Below are 21,597 nucleotides of genomic sequence, written 5' to 3' on the forward strand. Positions count from 1 at the left end.
ATCGACCATTCACTCACCAGAGGGACGCCTGTCATGGCATCAAACTACAAAAACAGCAAGAACTCTCAATCCAACGACGACGACTGGATCACCGACCTCATCCTCTCACTGTTCAAAGCGGCCGGGTATCTGCTGTGGTGGGCGGTCCTGTTCCCGGCCATCAGCATCCCGATCATCGCCAGCGTGGCGATGGCCATTACCCATGGCTCACGCGCGGGTCTGATCATCGGTATTGCTTTCGCTGCCGCGTATGCGGGCTGGGCGTGGCTGGACCCGCGATCGTTTCACGGATGGGTCACCGAGCCGGTGCGGCGGCGCTGGTTGACCTGGTCGCGCTACACCCGCACCTGGCAATCGGTGTGCACCCTGCACGGCCTGACCGCCACACTTGGCGAACGCACCTTGGTGCCGACCTTGCAGTCGGTGCGCATCGGCAAGACGACCGACGTCCTGGCGCTGCGAGTGGTCACCGGCCACTCCCTGGCTGATTGGCACAAGCAATCCGAGGCGCTAGCCGCCGCCTGGCGTGCCGACCGGATCGCCATCCGCGCGACCGCGCCCGGAGAGCTACGCATCACCCTGATGCGCGGCGACGTGCTGGCCGACCCGATTGCCCTGCCCATGCCCACGACGGCGACTGCGGTGGATGTGGGGTCGGTGCGGGTCGGGATCACCGAAACCCGCCACTGGTGGCACCTACCTCTGCTTGGCCACCACCTGCTCGTGGCTGGCGCGACCGGCGCGGGGAAAGGTTCAGTGTTGTGGTCACTGATCGCTGGCCTCGCCCCCGCCGTGAAAACCGGACAAGTGCGGCTCTGCGTCATCGACCCGAAAGGCGGCATGGAACTGGGCGCCGGAGCACCCATGTTCACGGTGTTCACCCACGACGCCACTGGTACCACCCTGTACCTGCTGCGGCAACTAGTGGAGGTGATGCACGCCCGCGCCAATCGGTTACGGGGCAAGACGCGCATGCACACCCCGACTCCGACTGAGCCGTTATTCGTGGTGGTGATCGATGAGATCGCCGCGCTGACTGCGTATGTGACCGACCGCAAGGTGCGCAGCGAAATTGAACAGCTGTTGGGCCTGCTGCTCTCCCAAGGCCGGGCCGTCGGCATTTCGGTGGTGGCAGCGGTGCAAGATCCGGCCAAAGACACCCTGCCGGTGCGGCAGCTGTTTACCGTGCGAATCGGGTTGCGGTTGACCGAAGCCACCCAAACCACCATGGTTTTGGGCCAGGGCGCCCGCGACGCGGGGGCCGACTGCGATCACATCCCCGACACCACTCCCGGTGTGGGCTACATGATGATCGATGGCACGGCCCAACCGGTGCGGGTACGGGCATTTCACGTCGCCGACCACGACATCGCCACTCTGGCAGCACGATTCCGGCCACCTCGTGCCGCGACCCGAACCAACCAGTCCAACAGCGGGCGCACCGACACCGCCCGGGGTCAACGGTGACTACTGCAACGACAGCCCCCACGCTGGTGTTGCCCGGGGTTCCCGGCTCGATCGACACCAATGCGGTGGTGGATCAGATGGTGCGCCGCGCGTCCTCGACGGGGTTCGAATCGTGGTGGCGGCGCGCGGAATCTGTTGGCTTCTGCGCCCACCCCATCCAACTCAGAGGTACCGACGAGATAGGCCGCGATCGGGTGGTGTGGACACGGTGCAACAACCGCCGCGCACAGGTATGCCCATCGTGCTCAGACCTGTACGCCCGCGACACGTGGCAGCTCGTGCACGCTGGCACCGCCGGCGGCCACCACAACATCCCCGCAGCAGTGGCCGATCGTCCGCAGGTGTTCGTCACCCTCACCGCACCTAGCTACGGGCCTGTTCACGCCGCCGCGCGTGCAGGCGACAAGAAGCAGCGTGTGTGTCGCGACCACCACCACACTGGCGGCTACCGCCGATGCCCGCATGGAAAACCACTGTGGTGCAGCACAACCCACGGCGAAGGTGATATCTATGCGGGACAGCCGATCTGCGCGGACTGCTACGACTACACCGGGCATGTCCTGTTCACATGGCACCTGCCCGAACTGTGGCGACGCTTCACCATCACCCTGCGACGCACACTGCGCCGAGAGCTACGTGCTTCGGGCGCCGACCCGGATGCGGTGCAGGTCAGCTTCATCAAAGTCGTCGAACTGCAAGCCCGGCTCATCCCGCACATTCATGCCCTGATCCGCCTCGACCCGCCCGACAGCGATGACTCTGGCGGTCATGACTGGCATGCGCCCCTTGCGGCAACCGAACTGGCCACCATCATCCAACAGGCCGTTCGAACCGTGGCCGTGACGGTCACCGACTCATCCTCAAATACAGCGACACGGGTGATCAGGTTCGGCACACAAGTCGACACCCAACCCATCGACAACCGGCACGCCGGCACGGACGGCTCTGCTGTGCAGGAGGATTCACCACACGGCGGGGTTCTTCCAGGCCGCCGCGTAGCTCGCTACCTCGCGAAATACGTCACCAAATCCTTAGCTGACGTCGGGATCAGCGCGCGACGCATCTCCACCGAGGCCATCGCTGACCTCGATGTCTGCGACCACGTTCGGGCGATCCTGACCGCCATCAGCCAACTCGCCGATAAGGGACTGGCCGGTGTCGGTCGGTGGCTGCACACCCTGGGCTACCGGGGCCACATCACCAGCAAATCCCGCCGCTATTCCACCACGATGACCGCGCTGCGCGAACGTCGCGCGGCCTGGACCCGTGAACAACGTTTAAAAAGCACTGCGCACCAACATGATCTCGGCCTCGACTCCACCGATGGCGATGATCTGGTGGCATGGGAATTCGATCGTGCCGGCCCCACCAGCCTCGGCGACCGGACCCTCATCTACTCCGCGGCCGTCCAACACATCCACACCCGCCGTATCGGACTGATCGAAGTCCGTGGCCAAGCCCGCAATCAACAATGGGATCCGCCAGGGGGAAGCGATGGCTGACAGGTCCCGAGCAGCACGTGCTCGCTCCGGGTGTGACGCTCGTCCCGATGCGCCGACGGTGTCAGAGGGGGGTGTTGAAATTGTTGTGCCCAACCAATATCGACTTCCGTCCGAGGCCAACCGCGCGCTGGTACACGTGATAATGGCTGTGCGGGACCGGATGCTTGGATCAGGGAGGGGAGTGGCGTGAGCCTGAGGTTCGCCTTCTATGGCCGAGTGAGCACGGAGGACGCTCAAGACCCGGAGGCGAGCCGCAGCTGGCAGAAGCGGCGTGCCATGGACCTGATCACTCCGCACGGCGGATTCATCGCCGCCGACTACTTCGATGTGGGACAGAGCCGTTCACTGCCGTGGAAGCGCAGGCCAGAGGCGTCACGTCTGCTTGCTGATGTCGCTTGTCGGGACCGTAGCTTTGATGCCGTAGTGATTGGGGAACCCGCCCGTGCGTTCTACGGGCCGCAGTTCGCGCTCACCTTCCCTGTCCTCACGCACTACGGAGTTGGCCTGTGGGTACCCGAGGTCGGCGGAGCGGTCGATCCCGGCTCCGAGGCACACGACCTGGTGATGACTCTGTTCGGCGGCATGAGCAAGGGAGAGCGCGCTCGAATCCAGATGCGCGTCCGTACGGCGATGTCAGCACTCGCGCACGACACCGCCAGATATCTCGGTGGTCGACCACCCTACGGTTACCGGCTCGTCGATGCCGGCCCGCATCCAAACCCTGCCAAGGCCAATCTTGGGCAGCGGCTTCACCGCCTCGAACCCGACCCCGCGACATCTTCGGTCGTCGAGCGGATCTACCGCATGTACGCCGACGGAGCGGGCCTGCGCTATATCGCGCAACGGCTCACCGACGATGGTGTACCGTCACCGAGCCAGTACGACCCGGCACGGAATCGGCATCGTGACCCACGAGGATGGTCCCATTCGGCGATCCGCGCGATACTCGACAACCCGGCGTACCGCGGTATCCGTGTTTGGGGCAAGCAGGAGAAATACGAGGTTCTGGTCAACCCCGATGATGTCGCTGCGGGGTATGAGACTCGTATGCGGTGGCGTGATGAGGCCGACTGGATCGCACCAGAACGCCGCACGCATGAAGCGCTGATCCGTGACGAACTAGCGCAGGCTGTTCGTCTTCGGATGCAGGCGCGGCGGGGTCCCGGTCTTGTTTGCAGCAGAGAGTCAACAGTGCCATATGCACTGCGTGGGCTGCTGTTCTGTGCCGCATGTGGACGGCGGATGCAGGGCGCTGCCCGCGCCGGGAAGCGAACAACACGCATCCTCTACCGTTGTGAGCTCGGTAAGTCGCGTTCGGTACCCGCGGACCTGAGTGATCACCCGCGCACCGTCTACCTCCGTGAAGATGAGGTGACTGCGCGACTTGACGAATGGATCGCCACCCTGGCCGATCCGGCCGACTTGGCACGCGGGCAAGACGCGGACCCGGTAGCAGGGGCTGGCTACGCGGCCTTGCGGCGCCAGCTCAGCGAGGCGAATGCGAAGGTTGCTGCTCTGGTTACCGCCGTGGAGTCTGGTGTGGCCGTTGAGGATTTGACTGTTGCATTGCGCCGCCGCACCGCCGAGCGCGACGAGCTGAAGGTCCGTCTTGAGCAAGCGGAGCGACCTCGCGTCATGACTGCCGCACAAATCAGCGAGTTGGTTGAGGAATTGGGCGGGCTGTCAGCAGTGCTTGGTGAGGCAACCGGGGCGGAACGCGCTCAGGTATACGCAAGCCTGGGCCTGCGCCTCGACTACGACCCGCATCTTCAGCGAGTCACGGCGACTGCCGACTTAAGTCGTGTCGCCGGACGTGTCCGAGGGGGGACTTGAACCCCCACGCCCGTTAATAGGGCACTAGCACCTCAAGCTAGCGCGTCTGCCATTCCGCCACTCGGACCAACCCGGCCGTGCCGGGCAGCTAAGGCTAACGGATGCCGATCGCTGGGCCCAAACCCAGCCCTCGCAACGCGATCCGCAGGGGCGCGAAGTGGTAGTAAAGGTAGCTGTGACCGATTTCCCCGATCCAGCCGGAGACGCCGTGGGCGAGGTGGTCGAACTCGTCAGCACGCTCATCCGCTTCGACACTTCCAACACCGGAGAGCCGGCCACCACCAAAGGTGAGGCCGACTGCGCACGCTGGGTGGCCGCCCAGCTCGAGGAAGTGGGCTATGAGACCGAATACCTCGAATCCGGGGCGCCGGGACGGGGCAACGTGTTCGCGCGCCTCAAAGGCAGCGACTCAAGCCGCGGGGCGCTACTGATCCATGGGCACCTCGACGTGGTGCCCGCCGAGGCCAGCGAGTGGAGTGTGCACCCGTTCTCGGGCGCGGTCACCGACGGCTATGTCTGGGGCCGCGGCGCGGTCGACATGAAGGACATGGTCGGGATGATGATCGCCGTGGCCCGGCACTTGGCCCGGGCCGGGATCACCCCGCCGCGTGACCTGGTCTTCGCGTTCGTCGCCGACGAGGAAGCCGGCGGAAAGTACGGCGCGCACTGGCTCGTCGAGAACCGTCCCGATTTGTTCGCCGGGGTCACCGAGGCGATCGGGGAGGTGGGCGGTTTTTCGCTGACGGTGCCGCGCCGCGACGGCGGGGAGCGTCGGCTATACCTGATCGAGACCGCGGAGAAGGGGTTGTCCTGGATGCGGTTGCGGGCCCACGGCCGGGCCGGGCACGGGTCGATGATCAACGACGACAACGCCGTCACCACCGTGGCCGAGGCGGTGGCCCGGCTGGGCCGACACCGGTTCCCACTGGTGCTTTCCGATGCCGTGGTGGAGTTTCTCGCCGCGGTCAGCGAGGAGACCGGGCACACCATCGACGTCGACTCCCCGGACCTGGAGGGAATGATCGAGAAGCTGGGACCGGTCTCCCGCATCATCAACGCCACCCTGCGCGACACCGCGACCCCGACCATGTTGGCGGCCGGTTACAAGGCCAACGTGATCCCGGCGGCGGCCGAGGCGGTAGTGGACTGTCGGGTGCTGCCCGGCCGCCAGGCGGCGTTCGAGGCCGAGGTCGACGCGCTGATCGGCCCCGGCGTCACTCGGGAATGGGTCGCCCACCAGCCACCCGTCGAGACCACCTTCGACGGCGACCTGGTCGAGGCGATGAACGCCGCGCTGCTGGCTTGCGACCCCGACGCCCGCACCGTGCCCTACATGCTGTCCGGCGGAACGGACGCAAAAGCGTTCGCCAAGTTGGGTATTCGATGCTTCGGGTTCGCTCCACTGCGGCTGCCGCCCGACCTCGATTTCTCCGCGCTGTTCCACGGAGTGGACGAACGCGTGCCGGTTGACGCGCTGGAGTTTGGTACCCGCGTACTGCACCACTTCCTGACACACTGTTGACCACAACGAGAGGACAGTCATGACCACAGCCCCCGACCCGTACGCCGCGCTGCCCAAGCTGCCGACGTTCACGCTCACCTCCACGTCGCTGACCGATGGCCAGCCGTTGGGCAAGGCCCAGGTCAGCGGAATCATGGGTGCCGGCGGTGAAGACGCCAGCCCGCAGCTGAGCTGGTCGGGCTTCCCCGAGGAGACCCGCAGCTTCGCGGTCACCGTCTACGACCCGGACGCCCCCACCGCGTCGGGGTTCTGGCACTGGGCGGTGGCCAACCTGCCGGCCACCTGCACCGAACTGCCCGAGGGCGTCGGGGACGGCAGCCTGCTGCCCGGCGACGCGCTGACCCTGGTCAACGACGCCGGGATGCGCCGCTACGTGGGTGCCGCGCCGCCGGCCGGTCACGGGGCGCACCGCTACTACGTGGCGGTGCACGCCGTCGACGTCGAGAAGCTGGAGCTGGCCGAGGACGCCAGCCCGGCCTACCTGGGCTTCAACCTGTTCATGCACGCGATCGCGCGCGCGGTGATCGTCGGCACCTACGAGCAGAAGTAGCCAACCCTCGCTGAGCAGACACAGAATCGCATGATCCCGCTTCGCGGGATGCGATTCTGTGTCTGCTCGCGCTAGCGGGCGGCGGAGCCGACCGCCTCGGCCAGCGACGCGAACCCGCCGTCGCGCAGCCGCTGCGCCAGGCCGTCGTGGATGTTGCGGGCCCACAGGCCACCGCCGTAGATGAAGCCCGTATAGCCCTGCAGCAGTGCGGCGCCGGCGGTGATCCGCTCCCAGGCGTCGTCGGCGGTCTCGATCCCGCCGACACTGATCAGCACCAGCCGGTCGCCGACCCGGGCGTACAGCCGCCGCAGCACCTCCAGCGCCCGGCGCGCCACCGGTGGGCCGGAGATTCCGCCGGGCCCCAATTCGGCCACCCCCGGGGTCGCCAGGCCGTCGCGAGACACCGTGGTGTTGGTCGCCACGATGCCGGCCAGGCCCAACTCCACGCAAAGGTCGGCAATGGCATCCAGGTCGGTGTCGGCCAGATCCGGTGCGATCTTCACCAGCACCGGCTTGGTGGTCTCGGCGCGCACCGCGGCCAGGATGGGCCGCAGCGATTCGACGGCCTGCAGGTCGCGCAGTCCCGGCGTGTTCGGCGAGCTGACGTTGACCACCAGGTAGGCGGCCAGTGGGGCCAGCAGCCGGGCGCTGGTGCGATAGTCCTCGACCGCGTCCTCGGGCGGAGTGACCTTGGTCTTGCCGATGTTCACCCCGATCGGCACGTCGGACCGATGCCGCGCCAACTGGGTCGCCAGGGCAGCGGCCCCGTGATTGTTGAAGCCCATGCGGTTCAGCAGCGCGCGGTCGTCGGGCAGCCGGAACAGGCGCGGCGCCGGGTTGCCCGGTTGTGCCGCCGCCGTCACGGTGCCCACCTCGGCGTAGCCGAAACCCAACGCGCCCCAAGTGTTTAGCCCGGCGCCATCCTTATCGAATCCGGCGGCCAGCCCGAGCGGACCGGGGAATTGCACCCCGAACACGGTGCTGGCCAGCAGCGGGTCATGCGGGGCGAGCCGGCGCTGCAGGGCCCGGCGTGCCGGCGGCGTCGCGGTGGCACCGCGCAGGCCGGCGAACACGATGGTGTGGATGCGCTCGGCCGGCACCATGAAGAACGCGCGGCGCACTGCGCCGTAGAGACCCATCGCTCTACAGTCCCGGCTGGTCGACGCAGCGGCTGTCGCTGATCGTGTTCGCGGCGGACTTCTTGCGGCGCAGCAACACCCGCCTGCTTCCATCGGTGTACAACCGCACTCGGGTCAGCTCCCAACCTCGGTATTCGGCTTCGATGGACAACCGGGTCGACGCCCCGATCCGGGTGACCTCCGGCGGCAGGCGTAGCGGAATCCATTCGTAGTCGTCGGACAGTTCGGTCTCCCAGCCGGCTGGCAACCGACCCCGCCGCAGCGCGGTCAACGTGGCCTCGCCGCGTGCTCGATCACCTGGACCCCGTCGCCGGAGCCCGACACCACGTACAAGGTGTCCGACTTGTCGTCCAAGGCCAGGGTGTTGGGTTGCTGCACGGTCGGATAGCGGACCTTCTCCACGGGAATTCCGGTGGTCAAATCGTAGCCGACCACGGTGTTCGTCCCGGTTTGCGACACCCAGGCAAACCCGCCCGCCCCGGCCAGCCCGTAGGGGGCATGCGGTACCGGATAGTCCTGGTGCAGCATCAGCGGATCCACGCCGTACACCAGCAGCCGCCCGCTTCGGGGGTCGGCCGCCAGCACCGGCCCGTGAGCGGCGGCGGCCAGGGTGGTCGCGCCCTGGCCGGCCCGCAGCGCGTACTGCGGCTTGCCGTCGGTGCCGATGGTCGTCACCGAGGTCTGGCCGCGGTCCAGTACCACCGCGACATCGCCCTGGGTCACGATCTGGTCGACCCGGGCGAAGATCTTGGACCGCTCGGCGACCCGCGTGCCGTCGGCTGCCAGCGTGTAGACCGCGCCGTCGGCGCTGCCCAACACCATGATCCCGTCGGCGCGCCGGCCGATCGCGGTGAACTCGACCCCGGCGGCGTCGTCGACGTCGACGCGTTTGATGCTGCGGGTGGCCAGGTCGAGGGTGTAGTAGCCGCCGTGTCCGGACAGGTAGACCGCGCCATTGCCGTCGCCGGCCAGTGCGCTCGCCGGACCCGGCAGCGGCACCGTGGCGGGCGGGCGGCTCGAATCGCTCACCAGCCCGAGGGTGGCGGCGGCTTGGGCGTCCGGGCCGGGGGACAGCGCCGCCAGCAGTCCGGTGGCCGTGTCGAACACGGCGCCGGTGGCCCGGCCGGCCAGCGGCCGTACCGTGCCGGCCGGGCGTTCTACGGCGACCGGCGAGACGGCGGGCTCGGCGGGCGCGATCGTGGGCGGTGGCGCGGTGATGGGATTGGATGAGCACGCTGTGAGCAGCAGCAGCGGCAGCAACAGGCCGTGAAGGGACCGGCGGGGCCGGCGGGGGGAGCGCGTCAGCACAGGGCAGCTCTTCCAGCTCGTCAGGGTGCGGGTGGTGCAGATATCGATTCTAAGGAAGGCGTCGAGGTGAAGTTCGCATGTCCGGCCGAACAATAAGTTCGCTTAGGTGTAACCTCGCGGCCATGACTGTGGTCGATGACTGGCAGCTGGCATGTTCGGAGTTCCGCATCGAGGAGATCTGGACCGGGGCCTTCGCTAGTGGTTTCGGCGAGGTCGGCGACGGCCGCAGTTTCTCCTTCCACACCGAGCAGCAGAAGCTCGTGGTGGACATCTACCGGCCCCGGCTGGCCGGCCCCGTCCCGCACGACGAGGACGTGGTGGCCACCGCAAGCCGGCACCTGTTCGAGATCGATGTCACCGACGAGCGCAGCCTGGCCGCCGCGGTGCGCGACGTGGTATCCGGTCTGACCCGCTGACACCAGCCCGGTACGGTCATCGTCGTGTCGGTAGTCGAGACGGCTGTGATGTCGTGGCCGCAAGTAGTCGTCCTGTCGATTGTCCAGGGCCTCACCGAGTTTCTGCCGGTCTCCTCCTCGGGGCATCTGGCCCTGGCCTCCCGGTTGTTCTTCGCCGGTGACGCCGGCGCCTCGTTCACCGCGGTGACCCAGATCGGCACCGAGGTCGCCGTACTGGTCTATTTCGCCAAGGACATTGCACGCATCGCCACGGCCTGGCTGTCCGGGGTGGCGTCGGCGCTGGCCAAGACCCCGCTGCCCGCCGAACGCAAGACCGACTACCGGATGGGCTGGTACGTCATCGTCGGCAGCATCCCGATCGTGATCGTCGGGGTGCTGTTCCAGCACTTCATCCGCGGCGAGGTACGCAACCTCTGGGTGATCGCTTCGGCGATGGTCGGGTTTTCGTTGGTGATCGCCGCCGCCGAGTATGTCGGCCGCCAGCAACGGCATGCCGACCAGTTGACCGTCAAGGACGGCTTCCTGGTCGGCGCCGCGCAGTGTCTGGCACTGATCCCCGGCGTCTCGCGCTCCGGGGCGACCATCAGCGCCGGCCTGTTCCTGGGCATGGACCGGGCGCTGGCCGCCCGGTTCGGATTCCTGCTGGGCATACCGGCGGTGTTCGCCTCGGGCCTGCACGAACTGCCCAACGCCTTCAATCCGGTCACCGAGGGAATGAGCGCCACCGGGCTGCAGCTGCTGGTCTCGGTGGTGATCACCTTCCTCGTCGGCTATGCGGCGATCAGCTGGCTGCTGCGGTTCGTCAGCAGTCACACCATGTACTGGTTTGTCGGATACCGGGTCATCGCTGGGACGACGATCCTGATCCTGCTGGCTACCGGGGCGTTGGCGGCGTCGTCATGACCGTCATCCTGCTGCGCCATGGCCGGTCCACCTCGAACACCTCCGGGGTGCTGGCCGGGCGCACCGAAGGCGTCGAGCTCGACGACCTGGGCCGCGAGCAGGCCGCACAGGTCGTCGAGCGGCTCGACGGCCTGCCGATCAAGGCGGTGGTGCGCTCGCCGCTGCTGCGCTGCCGACGCACCGTCGAGCCGCTGGCCGCTGCGCTGGGGCTGGAGCCGCTCGTCGACGACCGGCTCGCCGAGGTCGACTACGGGGCCTGGACCGGCCGCAAGCTCAGCGAGCTGACCGCCGAGCCGCTGTGGCGGGTGGTGCAGGCCCAGCCCAGCGCGGCGATCTTCCCCGAGGGCGAAGGGCTGGCGCAGGTGCAGGCCCGGGCCGTCACCGCGGTCCGCGACCACGACCGGCAGCTGGCCTCCCAGCACGGCGCCGACGTGCTGTGGGTTGCATGTACCCACGGCGACGTCATCAAGGCGGTCATCGCCGACGCGCTCGGCGTGCATCTGGACGGCTTTCAGCGGATCACCGCCGACCCGGCATCGGCGAGTGTGATCCGCTATACACCGTTGCGCCCCTTCGTGATTCACCTCAACCACACCGGAGCGTCGTTGGCCGCCGCGGTGCAGAGTTCGCCAGCCGGCCCGGTCCCCGAAAGCGACGCGGTAGTCGGCGGGTCCACCACCTAGGCCCACCTCGCCGAAGCCAGATACCGTCGGCCGCCTCAAGTGCCGGTATTTTGGAGATGCCATGTCCCGAGCAATTCATGTCTTCCGCACCCCCGACCGTTTCGTGGCCGGGACCGTCGGCCAACCCGGAAACCGCACCTTCTATCTGCAGGCGGTCCACGACGAGCGGGTGGTCTCGGTAGTGTTGGAAAAGCAGCAGGTCGCGGTGCTGTCCGAACGGATCGGCGCGCTGCTGCTGGAGGTCAACCGTCGATTCGGCACCCCGGTGCCGCCCGAGCCCACCGAGATCGACGACCTGGACCCGCTGGTCACGCCGGTGGACGCAGAGTTCCGGGTCGGCACCATGGGGCTGGGCTGGGATTCCGAGGCGCAGACGGTGGTGGTGGAGCTGCTTGCGGTCAGTGACGCCGAGTTCGACGCGTCGGTGGTGCTCGACGACACCGACGAGGGGCCGGACGCGGTGCGGGTGTTCCTCACCCCGGAGTCCGCGCGCCAGTTCGCCACCCGCTCCAACCGGGTGATCTCGGCGGGCCGCCCGCCCTGTCCGCTGTGCGACGAACCGCTGGACCCCGCCGGTCACATGTGCGTGCGCACCAACGGCTATCGGCGGGGCGCTTTCAGTCCCGACGACGAGCCCGATGACGCAGATATCTGACGACCGGGAGACGTTGCACTCCGGGGAACTGGAGATACTGGGCCGCATCCGCTCGGCGAGCAACGCCACTTTCCTGTGCCAGGCGACGCTGGGGGAGAACCGCGTCCACTGCGTCTACAAGCCGGTCGCCGGCGAACAGCCGCTCTGGGATTTCCCCGACGGCACCCTGGCCGGCCGCGAACTCGGCGCGCACCTTATTTCGGTCGAACTGGGCTGGAATCTGGTTCCCTACACCATTATTCGCGACGGTCCAGCAGGTCCGGGCATGGTGCAGCGCTGGGTGGACCAACCCGAAGACGACGACGAAGTGCCGGCCGCGTCCTTGCTGCCCGGCCTGGTCGACGTGGTTCCGGGCGACCACGTCCCGGCGGGCTACCTGCCGGTCTTGCAGGCTTACGGCAACAACGGTGATCCGGTCACGCTGGTGCACGCCGACGACATCCGGTTGCGTCGCCTGGCCATCTTCGACGTGGTGATCAACAACGCCGACCGCAAAGGCGGCCACGTGCTGCACGGCACCGACGGCCGCGTCTACGGCGTTGACCACGGCGTGAGCCTGCACACCCAAGACAAGCTGCGCACCGTGCTGTGGGGGTGGGCGGGCAAGTCGGTGTCTGACCTGGACGACGAGGCGTTGCCGGTGCTGTCGCGGCTGCTGGTGGCGCTGGACGGTCCGCTGGCGGCATCGCTGCAACCGCACCTGACGGCCGACGAGATCGCGGCGCTACGCCGCCGCGTCGCCGACCTGCTGGAGCACCCGGTGATGCCCGGCCCGGACCGTCATCGCCCGATCCCGTGGCCGGCGTTCTGAACACCACCGAGTGTGCGGTTTAGTCGGTGAAAATCGCTTGGATTCAGGCGGTCGCTGCAACAAACGTGGACGGGTCTGACAGTAGTCGGTCGAGTTCTTCGGCGGGGGTGCGCCAGCCGAGGCGTTTGCGGGGTCGGGCGTTGAGGTATGCCGCCGGCGCTTCTTGGCTGCCATGTCGTTGCCGATTCTTCCTGCCCGAACACCGGGCATCAGAGTCGCACAACAACTGGACCACTACGAAGGGCTCACCTCAGTGGTAGCGGGCGACCGCGCCGAGAATGCGTGACAAGGGCTTCGCGTCGACCAACGTCACTGCGAGCACTTCAAAAATCAGCCATACCGCGAAACGCTCAAGACGCAGCCACAGCGGCAGAACCTTAATCAGCTGTTGGTGAAGACGTCCGTACCTGCTGTCCCACTTCGGCAAAATCCAAGGCGCCGTGCGCTGATACAGCGTTACGCGCTGTGCCTCGTGTGCGATCCGTGGCACAAACTGTATCGCGCTTGCGCCTGTCCCGATGACGGCTACTTCCTTGCCGCGCAGCGATACCGAATGGTCCCAACGCGCCGAATGAAAACGCGGCCCCTCGAAGGTGTCTTCGCCGGCAATATTCGGCGTATGAGGTCGCGAGAGCTGCCCCACGGCCGAAATCACGACATCGCACCAGATCGTCTCGCTGGATCCGGTCACCAAACGCCAACGGCCGGCCTGTTCATCGAAGGTCATCTCGACGACTTCGGTCCGCGTGCGCAAATGCAGGTCCATTCCGTCGGCCAGGACGAGTCGGCGAAGATATTGGAGTATCTCGGGCTGTTCTGCATAACGTCTCGACCAACGAGTGTTGGGCTTGTCCGAGAGTGAGTACAACGCTGACGGCACGTCGCAAGCCGCTCCTGGATAGGTGTTGTCGCGCCAGACGCCGCCGATGTCTGCAGCCTTTTCCACCATGGTGAAGTTGGTGAATCCGTCCCTCTTCAGCTGATGGGCCATGGCGATACCCGCGACGCCGGCCCCGATGATCACTATCGACGGATCGTGTCCTCGAGGATCCCTCGCAAAGCCGCCTGTCATGAGACAGCTAAGAAGCAGTTGATGGCGCGGTGGCAGTGGAGCATCCACGGTCCCAACACTTTCACCGGTGGGCCGAAGCTTTCAGGAAGTTTCCAGCGCGGTGGATCGCCTCACGAGCCTCGGGCAGGATTCGGAACATGGCTTGGAACACGTGGATCTGTCCCCGGTACACCTGTATCTCAACGCTTGATCCGGCCGATCGGAGGCGGTCGGCAAGATGCCTCGAGTCATCGATCAACATTTCTCTTCCGCCTACCTGAATCAGGATCGGTGGCATGGACCTGAGGTCTGCGTCGAGCACGCTGATTCGCTCATTGCGGTGATCTGCACCAGCCACGTACAGGTCAAGAGCGCGGGCCGCGGACCGAGCAGAGGCGAAAGGATCACGGCGGCGAAGTTCGCGTGCCCTCGCGAGTTCACATGTCAGATCCAGGACCGGAGACATGAGAAGCATCGAATCCGGCAGCGGCAGTCCGTCACTACGTGCGCCAAGGGCGGTGGCCATCGTGAGCTGGCCGCCCGCCGAGTCCCCGGCCACCGCAACACCGCGTTCGCCGGAAGCCGAAGGCTGCCCTGTGACGAGCCAGCGGTATGCGTTCAGTGCATCGTCGGCGGCAGCGGGAAAGGGATAGCGTGGAGCTAGCCGATACCTCACCGCAAAGATGGGCCGACCGCTCGCGGAGGCAAGTTCACCGAGCAGGCCGCGGTGGGTAGCCGGTGAGCACATGGAGTAGGCGCCGCCATGAATGTAGAGCAACGGAACCGCGTGTGGATCGACTGCAGGAGAAGTGATCCAATCCCCGCGTATCTGATTCCCGGCGAACTCGGTATCTATTGTGCGAACCGCCACGCTTCGGCGGGGCCGCGATCCCACAAGCGCCATCCGGAGTACGCGATCCATCACCGCGAGGCCGTGGGCGCTCGACGGGATGAGTTGCGACAGCGGACGCAGTGTGTTTCGCGAAGTCATTGCCACGAAATGACTTGCAAGACTGGGGCGCCGGTCCGCCGCATCAGTGTTGGTCACCGTGCGCCAACGGATTCTGCGCGACGTTCAAATCGGTAATCGGAGAGCCGGAAGGTGCGGCTACGCCAGTAAGTCTCCAGGGTAGTTGACGGACGCAACGGAACATCGCCGTGTTTGTCGAAATAGTAACTGTTGGCATTGGAACAGCTCGGCTGCCAGAAAACCTGTCGATGTCGGCGGCTAACCATGTCACCGAAGTAGCGATCGTTCGCCTGCTGTCTGACCTCTACGTAATCAGCCTTCAGCGTGCGCGCACGACGAAGACAGCGGACGATATGCCGACTTTGCGCCTCGATGAGTGTGAAGTACGAGGAGCCGTTGTAACCATAGGGACCGAAGATATTGAAGTGATTCGGGAACCCTGGGACGCTCACACCCTCGAAGGCTTGGAGGCGGTGCTCATCCCACCAGGCAGACTGCTCCACTCCACCGCGTCCCTTCAGCACATAAGTCGGCATATTGCCCGACTCCATCACTTTGAACCCGGTGGCCAAGACCATGACATCGATCGGATAACTCTTGCCATCTTCAGTGTGAACCGAGGCATGGTCGACATGGGTGATGCCGCTGGTCTCGAGCGAAACATTGCGACGGTTGTACGTTGCGAGATAGGAATTGTGGAAACTCGGTCGCTTACAACCCAACGAATAGCGAGGAATGAGTTGGTCTCGAGTCACCGGATCGTCGACCGCCCGACGCATATAGCGTTTCGCCGCCTCTTCCATGAGGTCCGACACAGGGATCAACGAGTGAAAATGAGCTGCGATGGGAAATGTGAACTCGACGAACGCCTGACTCGCAGTGCGCGTCATCAGTTGTGCCCCTGGCACCAACCGCATCACTGTCGCGGCCCAGCTCGGTATGGAGAAATCCGGCTTCGGCAAGCAGTAAATCGGCGTTCGCTGGAAGACCGTCAGACTTGATGCGATCTTCGCGACTTCGGGAATCAGCTGCACCGCAGATGCCCCAGTCCCGATCACCGCCACCCGCTTACCGGTGAGATCTTTCGTATGGTCCCATCTGGCCGTATGCAGCGTCACGCCGGCGAAGTCGCGCACTCCTGGAATATCAGGCCACTTCGGCCGACTGAGAACGCCAGAGCAATTTATCACAAAACGCGCGGTCAGATTCTGACCAGAGGAGCAGCTCAGCCGCCATAGTGCGGCGCCTTCGTCGAAACAGGCTTCGTCCACAGTCGTGTTGAACCGGATGTAATTTTGGAGTCCGTATTTTTCTACACACCGCTCTGCATAAGCCTTCAACTCATCCCCGTGAGCGTAAGTACGTGACCAGGATGTTCGCATCTCATAAGAGAACTGGTAACTATAGGACGGAATATCGACCGCTATTCCCGGATACGTATTCCAGTGCCATGTACCGCCGACGCCATCGGCGTCATCGACTATAAGAAAGTCCGCAAATCCGGCCTTCAACAGGCTGATCGCTGTACCAATCCCAGAAAACCCGGCTCCGACTATTACAATTTCGTAGTGCTGCCCAGACTCAGAACCCATTACTTCCTCACGTGCGCTTTGATGTTTACCCTATCCGCTGCTGCAGTTCAGCGTGTTTGTGTCAACTTCAGGTCAGCATCGTCACGCCGAGTGATATCGTAATCCCGCATATCCAGACGGGACAGTTCCCTGGTGAACTGAGTCGCAAAGCCCGGATACATCGTGCCGTTATAGCCATCCTCTGTTAAATACCAGCTGCTGCAACCCGAGTTCCATGTCGTGCGTCGTAACCGCCGCTGAATATTGGAGTGGTACGCGTTTTGGCTATTCTCTTTCACATCCAGGGTATGGACTCCGTTACCTTGGTCGCGCAAGAGCTCGATCGCTTTTACGATGTAATCGATTGCCGCCTCCATATATAGAAGAGCGGAGTTGTGGCCAGGACCGGAATTAGGCCCGAAAGTGAAGAACAAATTCGGATACCCGGCCACACTCACGCTCTTGTAGGCAAATCTCCCCTCAGACCACGCGTCTTCGAGTTTTCGCCCGTCGCGCCCCAGGATCGGAAATGGCGTACCGCGTTTACACACATCGAAGCCTGTCGCGAATACTATGCAGTCCACCTCATGCTCGATGCCGTCGGCGGTTCGAATTCCGTTCGGAGCCAGTGTGGCGATCGGCCAGCTGACGAGTTTGCAGTTATCGGCCTGGAGAGCAGGGTAATAGTCGTTAGTCATAAGCATGCGTTTGCACCCAGGTCTGAACTGCGGTGTTAGCTGACGTCTCAACCAGGTATCCTTCACCTGCCGACGCAGATTCGCCTTCGCGGCCGCTTGGATGACAGATGTGGCAGCGGTATCCCAAACCATGCCCACGGCCATGACCTCATGCGCCCAAAACCACGCACCTCGTAGGGCCTGTTCGGTTGCCGGCATGCGCTTGAAAGTCGAACGCGCCCAGGCCGGATGCCGGAAATTCACCCTCGGTAGGACCCAGCCGGGCGTCCTCTGAAACACCTTGACCGACGCCGCCAACTGGACCAATTCGGGAACGATCTGCACAGCGCTCGCCCCGGTCCCGATAACCGCCACCCTCTTACCGCTCATGTCATAGGAGTGGTCCCACCGAGCACTGTGAATCTTTTTCCCCTCGTACGACTCGATGCCACGAATATCCGGGAAACTGGCGTCAGCAAGTGGTCCGCTAGCCATCACGACTGAACGGCCCCGATACCGCCTGCCGCCGGTCGTGTCGACAACCCACTCTCCGGCATCCTCGTCGAATTCCAGTGCACTCACGTCCGCACCGAAATGAATGAACCTCCCAAGATCGTATTTCGCGACAATCGCGTCGATATAGGCGAGGATCTCTGCGCTCCCCGAGTATGCGCGAGTCCAGCCTGGGTTCGGCTCGAACGAGTAGGAGTACAGCAATGACGGAATGTCGCAGGCGGCGCCGGGGTAAGTGTTGTCACGCCAGGTGCCCCCGACGCGATGTGATCGCTCCAAGATGACAAAGTCGTTAACGCCCGCTTGAAGCATTCTCATCGCCGTACCGATACCCGCGAAGCCGGCGCCGACGATCAAAGTCGTTACCGTGTCCGTCATTTAGCGACCGGTTCATAGGTCAGTTCATCCGTCCATGAAGGCGGTCGCCCGAGTACTTGCACGGGGAAGATGTCGATCGCATTGCCTAAGCGCTGGGAAACGAAGTGAAGGGGTTGGGACCGCTTGATCGAGGAGGACATGTGGGCCTTCAAGATGTGATATCCAGGCACCCTCCGCGTGTGCTCACTGCGGTCCCCGACATTGCCATATCGCGTCACCGCGTTGTACAGCTTCTCTTCGGATAGCCCCATCGCGTTGAGATTCATCAACATGCGCGTGAGAAGCGGTATATACAGCAACGCGCCAGTGAGAATACGGGGGTCCATCACAGCGCCGACCGTTTGGATTGCATGGATTCGCATGGGACTGGCGCCGAGGTCATTCAGGACTTGAAAACCTACTGCAAGGTGCCGCGATTCGTCGCTGTTGACCTTATTGAATACTTCCCCGCAAATTGGGTCGTCGACCTCATCAAGGAGAAATTTCAGCAGGGCCCCGTCCAGCGCGGTCTCCAGTGCGGGAATCGCGGCGCCGATGACAGTCAGAGGAAGAGCCTCAGCGTACCGATCTAGCCACTCGATCACGAGACGGATGTTCTTATTCGGTACAGGCTTTTCGCCTTCCTCGATCATGCCCCAGCGACGCATCAGAGCAAGTTCGGCGTTGGCGTGACGCTGCTCCTCGGCGTGAAAGTAACGGTAAATGTCTCCGAGCGCTTCGAAGGGCGCCTTCGGGGCCATCGCAGCAAAGGCGCGCGCTCCGACATGCTCAATCCACACCACGTCGGACATGAATTGCTTGAGTTTGGGACGCTGTTCGTCGGTGATCAACTCCGCACCAGGGGCGCCCCAATCGATATCGGCGAGAGCCCATTGCTTGTTCTTGATCGTCTCGAGCATGTCGCTATATGCGAACGCCATTTCACTGCTCCCTCTGTTCGGCTGGATCGTTCCATGAGGCCACGCGCTCCACCAGCCCCAACGCCCGCGTAAACTGACCGGGTAAAGCTCTTTTCAGTTGCCACAAAATTTTCGCGTCCAGTTGGGGCACTACATAGATTTGTCCGCGATCGTGCGCGTTCAAGGTCGTTCGAGCCACTTGATCCGGCGAAATGCCGGTCCACCTCATCAGGTTGGTCGCGAGTTTCGCCGCCGACTCCTCAATCTGAGGATTTTTGGCGATGTTCGTCTTGACGAAGGTGGGGCAAAGCACTGTGACATTGACGTTAGTACCGCTCAGTTCGGCCGCCAAGGTCTCGGACAGAGCGAGCACTCCGGCCTTACTCACGTTGTATGCCCCCATTCGGGGCGCCGAGCCGAAACTCGCGGCGGACGCCACATTGATCACTCCGCCACGGCCGTTGCTCCGGAGCCGGGGAACGAAAGTCTCGCACCCGTAGATAACACCCCAAAGGTTGACAGAAATCGCAGCGTTCCAGTCCTCGACCGACGTAGCGCCGATGCGATTGCCGCCCGCACCGATTCCGGCGTTGTTGATCACCAGGCTCGCCGCCTTGCCAAACCAGTCTTCACTGGCATCAGCGAGGTTACGGACCTGCTCAAGGTCGGTGACGTCGCATACGACGTCGAAACCCTCGCCGCCGGCCTGCCTCACCAACTCGGCCGACTCTTTCGCAGTGATGGGGTCTTTGTCCGCACACACAACACGTCCACCTCGGCGTGCAAGCTCAACGGCGAACGCGCGGCCGATACCGCTCCCTGCGCCTGTGACTACTGCGTGGGCGCGGTGGGTTCTACCTGGTGAACTACCGAACGGCAAGAACCTCATCTGCTTGCCTTTCGGATCGCGACACTGATTTCCGGTGCGGGAGACCATTGATTTGGGGGCATCAGCCACCATTGGTGTCGCATGCCACCAGTTTGGTCGTGAGCCCGACGTTTTGTCAAGATGTTTGATGTGCGGTCGAGAAACACGCGCTGGGGTGGTCGGACCGGTGCTGAGCGTCGAGCAGAGCGACGGCAGCAATTGATCGAGGCTGCGACCGAGATTTGGAGTGAGAGCGGTTGGGCCGCAGTGACTATGCGCGGCGTGTGCGCCCGGACAGGGCTCAACGATCGATACTTCTACGAGGACTTCAAGACGCGCGAGGATCTTCTCGTCGCAGCGTGGGATGGCGTTCGCAATGACATGCTCGGCGAGGTTTCCGCGCTCTTCGACGAGCGTGTGGATCGGCCGCCGATCGAAACCATCACCGCGGCGATCGCCATCGTGGTCGACCGGATCGCACGCGATCCTGGCCGGGCGCACATCCTCCTCGCTCAGCATGTAGGTAGCTCACCGCTGCAAGATCGCCGCGCTGTGGCGCTGCAGGAGGCAACGCAGTTGGTCGTCGAGGCAAGCCGGCCACATCTCAGAGAAGACGCCGACGAGACGGCCCTTCGTATGGACACTTTGGTTGCGGTGGGGGGGTTCGTCGAAGTCATCACGGCCTGGCACTCCGGTTTGCTCGCGGTGACCGAAAAGGAAGTGGTCGCGCACACGAGCCGACTGGCTGAAACCTTGGCTCAACGCTACGTCGTCAGCGGCTGAGGCTTAACCTTTCCGTGAGTTTCGAGGCCGACTGCACTTGTCTGTATGACTGTCGCCTTGACCCGCCACCGGGCATCCAATCCGTGACGACAGGCGCGCTGTCGATTGTTTGGAGGAACGACGCAGAAACAGTGTCTTTCTGCGTCGCCCTCCTCACGCACTTTTGCTACCCCGGCTGAGCGATGACCTTCTGTGAGCCGTCTTGGTCGAACAGTTCCTTGCTCCATCGCTCCAGGACCGCGGTGCTGTCCCAATCATCAGGGTGGAAGCCGGGGCGGTTGTACGAACGGAATCGCTGCAGCGCATCGGCGGTGAACATCGGGGTGCGACTGAAGCGACGTAGGCTACGCACCAACGTGACCGGGTTATACGAGGCCTTGTCAGAGGCCATCGACAGCGCAGTCTGCAGAATGAGTTCGCCGAACAGAATTGCAGAGGCGATCCGCATGCCCCGTACGCGGGTGCGCTCGGTGCCTCCAATCAGCCGATAGGCGTCGAAGGCGACGGCTTTGTGCTCCGACTCCTCGAACGCATGCCACAGCAGAATCGGTCGAACCTCTGTCTGTCCGATGAGCTTCTGCGCGTCATCGCTGGTGAGAATGATTTCAGCGAGCGTCGCGGTGTAGTGCTCCAATGCAGAGGTCATCGACAGCCGCATTTCTGGCGAAAAGCGCCGCTCCAATCGCTTGATCAGGCGTGCGACGTGGCGGTCGATCCGCGCGGTCGGATAACCCATGGCCTGGAGCCGTTCGTTGAGGAGCCGATGCTGGTGTCGGTGTGTGGCCTCTTGCCCGATGAAACCCTTGACCGCTGTCAGCAATTGGGGATCGTCGATGGAACTCTGGAAATACTTGACCGAGCGGATGAAGAAGTCTTCCCCTTCCGGGAAGGTCGCAGAAAGCACCGAGATGAAATGGCTCATCACCAGGTCGCCATCCACGAAGTGTCGCCGCTTCGTGGAGGTGGGCATGGGGAAACGAACGCGCCGGGGTTTTGGCAATACACGGCTCTTGGTCGAGGCTCGATCTTCCGGCATCTTGACGGGGTCCTTCCTCCGTTGCGTGATCTGACTTTAGGCCTTGTCACATGAGACTGCCA

At 64.1% G+C, this 21,597-nt stretch carries 20 protein-coding genes, 1 tRNA gene and 1 pseudogene; 11 read left to right on the forward strand and 11 right to left on the reverse strand.

From position 1 onward, the window contains the following. The first annotated feature begins 33 nt into the window (after positions 1-33). From NM962_22400 to NM962_22410, 3 genes are all read left to right on the forward strand, one after another. Entirely contained in the window at positions 34-1,467 is a 1,434-nt protein-coding gene (locus tag NM962_22400) for an FtsK/SpoIIIE domain-containing protein (GenBank protein UVO12548.1), read from the forward strand. Positions 1,468-1,544: 77 nt separating this feature from the next. Continuing rightward, entirely contained in the window at positions 1,545-2,969 is a 1,425-nt protein-coding gene (locus tag NM962_22405) for a plasmid replication initiator protein (protein ID UVO14904.1), read from the forward strand. 186 nt (positions 2,970-3,155) lie between these two features. Continuing rightward, positions 3,156-4,802 (forward strand): recombinase family protein, encoded by a 1,647-nt coding sequence (locus NM962_22410; protein UVO12549.1) that lies wholly within the window; start codon positions 3,156-3,158, stop codon positions 4,800-4,802. Here NM962_22410 and NM962_22415 read toward each other — a convergent pair. After that, positions 4,784-4,869, reverse strand: a tRNA-Leu gene (locus NM962_22415). The two genes, NM962_22410 and NM962_22415, sit on opposite strands and share 19 nt — an antisense overlap. Positions 4,870-4,977: 108 nt before the next feature. Here NM962_22415 and NM962_22420 point away from each other — a divergent pair. Together NM962_22420 and NM962_22425 are read left to right on the forward strand one after the other, a co-directional pair. Then, positions 4,978-6,324 (forward strand): M20/M25/M40 family metallo-hydrolase, encoded by a 1,347-nt coding sequence (locus NM962_22420; protein UVO12550.1) that lies wholly within the window; start codon positions 4,978-4,980, stop codon positions 6,322-6,324. Between the two features lie 19 nt (positions 6,325-6,343). Next, a complete protein-coding gene (locus tag NM962_22425) occupies positions 6,344-6,874 on the forward strand; it encodes a YbhB/YbcL family Raf kinase inhibitor-like protein (protein ID UVO12551.1) in 531 nt (176 codons plus the stop codon). A 71-nt stretch (positions 6,875-6,945) separates the two neighbouring features. Here the strand turns inward: NM962_22425 and NM962_22430 are convergent, their stop codons facing one another. The 3 genes from NM962_22430 to NM962_22440 are packed head-to-tail and all read right to left on the reverse strand — an operon-like array spanning position 6,946 to position 9,321. Then, a complete protein-coding gene (locus tag NM962_22430) occupies positions 6,946-8,013 on the reverse strand; it encodes a quinone-dependent dihydroorotate dehydrogenase (protein ID UVO12552.1) in 1,068 nt (355 codons plus the stop codon). Between the two features lie 4 nt (positions 8,014-8,017). Beyond that, positions 8,018-8,284 (reverse strand): DUF5703 family protein, encoded by a 267-nt coding sequence (locus NM962_22435; GenBank protein ID UVO12553.1) that lies wholly within the window; start codon positions 8,282-8,284, stop codon positions 8,018-8,020. Next, positions 8,281-9,321, reverse strand: coding sequence for a hypothetical protein (locus NM962_22440; protein UVO12554.1), 1,041 nt, complete (start codon positions 9,319-9,321; stop codon positions 8,281-8,283). Before NM962_22440 ends, NM962_22435 begins: the two co-directional genes overlap by 4 nt. Positions 9,322-9,443: 122 nt before the next feature. On the opposite strand from NM962_22440, the gene NM962_22445 reads away from it, so the two are divergent. From NM962_22445 to NM962_22465, 5 genes are all read left to right on the forward strand, one after another. After that, on the forward strand, positions 9,444-9,737 hold the full coding sequence (locus tag NM962_22445) for a hypothetical protein (GenBank protein ID UVO12555.1): 294 nt from the start codon (positions 9,444-9,446) through the stop codon (positions 9,735-9,737). A gap of 48 nt (positions 9,738-9,785) precedes the next feature. Next, positions 9,786-10,640: an undecaprenyl-diphosphate phosphatase gene (locus NM962_22450; GenBank protein UVO14905.1), complete on the forward strand. Its 855-nt coding sequence runs from the start codon at positions 9,786-9,788 to the stop codon at positions 10,638-10,640. Further along, the gene (locus NM962_22455; protein UVO12556.1) at positions 10,637-11,323 is read left to right on the forward strand and encodes an MSMEG_4193 family putative phosphomutase; all 687 of its coding nucleotides are present in this window, start codon (positions 10,637-10,639) and stop codon (positions 11,321-11,323) included. The genes NM962_22450 and NM962_22455 overlap by 4 nt, the downstream gene beginning before the upstream one ends. Positions 11,324-11,384: 61 nt before the next feature. Continuing rightward, a complete protein-coding gene (locus NM962_22460; protein UVO12557.1) occupies positions 11,385-11,978 on the forward strand; it encodes a DUF3090 domain-containing protein in 594 nt (197 codons plus the stop codon). After that, complete coding sequence (locus tag NM962_22465; GenBank protein ID UVO12558.1) at positions 11,962-12,789, forward strand: SCO1664 family protein; 828 nt, start codon at positions 11,962-11,964, stop codon at positions 12,787-12,789. The genes NM962_22460 and NM962_22465 overlap by 17 nt, the downstream gene beginning before the upstream one ends. A 259-nt stretch (positions 12,790-13,048) precedes the next feature. On the opposite strand, the pseudogene NM962_22470 reads toward NM962_22465, so the two are convergent. From NM962_22470 to NM962_22495, 6 genes and pseudogenes are all read right to left on the reverse strand, one after another. Further along, positions 13,049-13,861, reverse strand: a pseudogene (locus tag NM962_22470) (NAD(P)/FAD-dependent oxidoreductase). A 61-nt stretch (positions 13,862-13,922) separates the two neighbouring features. Then, positions 13,923-14,888, reverse strand: a complete 966-nt coding sequence (locus NM962_22475) for an alpha/beta hydrolase (protein ID UVO12559.1) — start codon at positions 14,886-14,888, stop codon at positions 13,923-13,925. Then, a complete protein-coding gene (locus NM962_22480; protein ID UVO12560.1) occupies positions 14,885-16,402 on the reverse strand; it encodes an NAD(P)/FAD-dependent oxidoreductase in 1,518 nt (505 codons plus the stop codon). The genes NM962_22475 and NM962_22480 overlap by 4 nt, the downstream gene beginning before the upstream one ends. Before the next feature lie 47 nt (positions 16,403-16,449). Then, positions 16,450-17,949, reverse strand: a complete 1,500-nt coding sequence (locus NM962_22485; protein UVO12561.1) for an NAD(P)/FAD-dependent oxidoreductase — start codon at positions 17,947-17,949, stop codon at positions 16,450-16,452. Beyond that, complete coding sequence (locus NM962_22490) at positions 17,946-18,869, reverse strand: ferritin-like domain-containing protein (protein ID UVO12562.1); 924 nt, start codon at positions 18,867-18,869, stop codon at positions 17,946-17,948. Before NM962_22490 ends, NM962_22485 begins: the two co-directional genes overlap by 4 nt. Before the next feature lies 1 nt (position 18,870). Continuing rightward, a complete protein-coding gene (locus NM962_22495; GenBank protein ID UVO14906.1) occupies positions 18,871-19,737 on the reverse strand; it encodes an SDR family NAD(P)-dependent oxidoreductase in 867 nt (288 codons plus the stop codon). A 198-nt stretch (positions 19,738-19,935) separates the two neighbouring features. Here NM962_22495 and NM962_22500 point away from each other — a divergent pair, with 198 nt between their 5' ends. Further along, positions 19,936-20,499, forward strand: a complete 564-nt coding sequence (locus tag NM962_22500) for a TetR/AcrR family transcriptional regulator (GenBank protein ID UVO14907.1) — start codon at positions 19,936-19,938, stop codon at positions 20,497-20,499. Positions 20,500-20,665: 166 nt separating this feature from the next. Here NM962_22500 and NM962_22505 read toward each other — a convergent pair whose 3' ends face one another. After that, positions 20,666-21,469 (reverse strand): metal-dependent hydrolase, encoded by an 804-nt coding sequence (locus tag NM962_22505; protein UVO14908.1) that lies wholly within the window; start codon positions 21,467-21,469, stop codon positions 20,666-20,668. Positions 21,470-21,597 lie beyond the last annotated feature (128 nt).

The sequence above is a fragment of the Mycobacterium sp. SVM_VP21 genome (assembly GCA_024758765.1).
Classification (GTDB): Bacteria; Actinomycetota; Actinomycetes; order Mycobacteriales; family Mycobacteriaceae; genus Mycobacterium; species Mycobacterium heraklionense_C.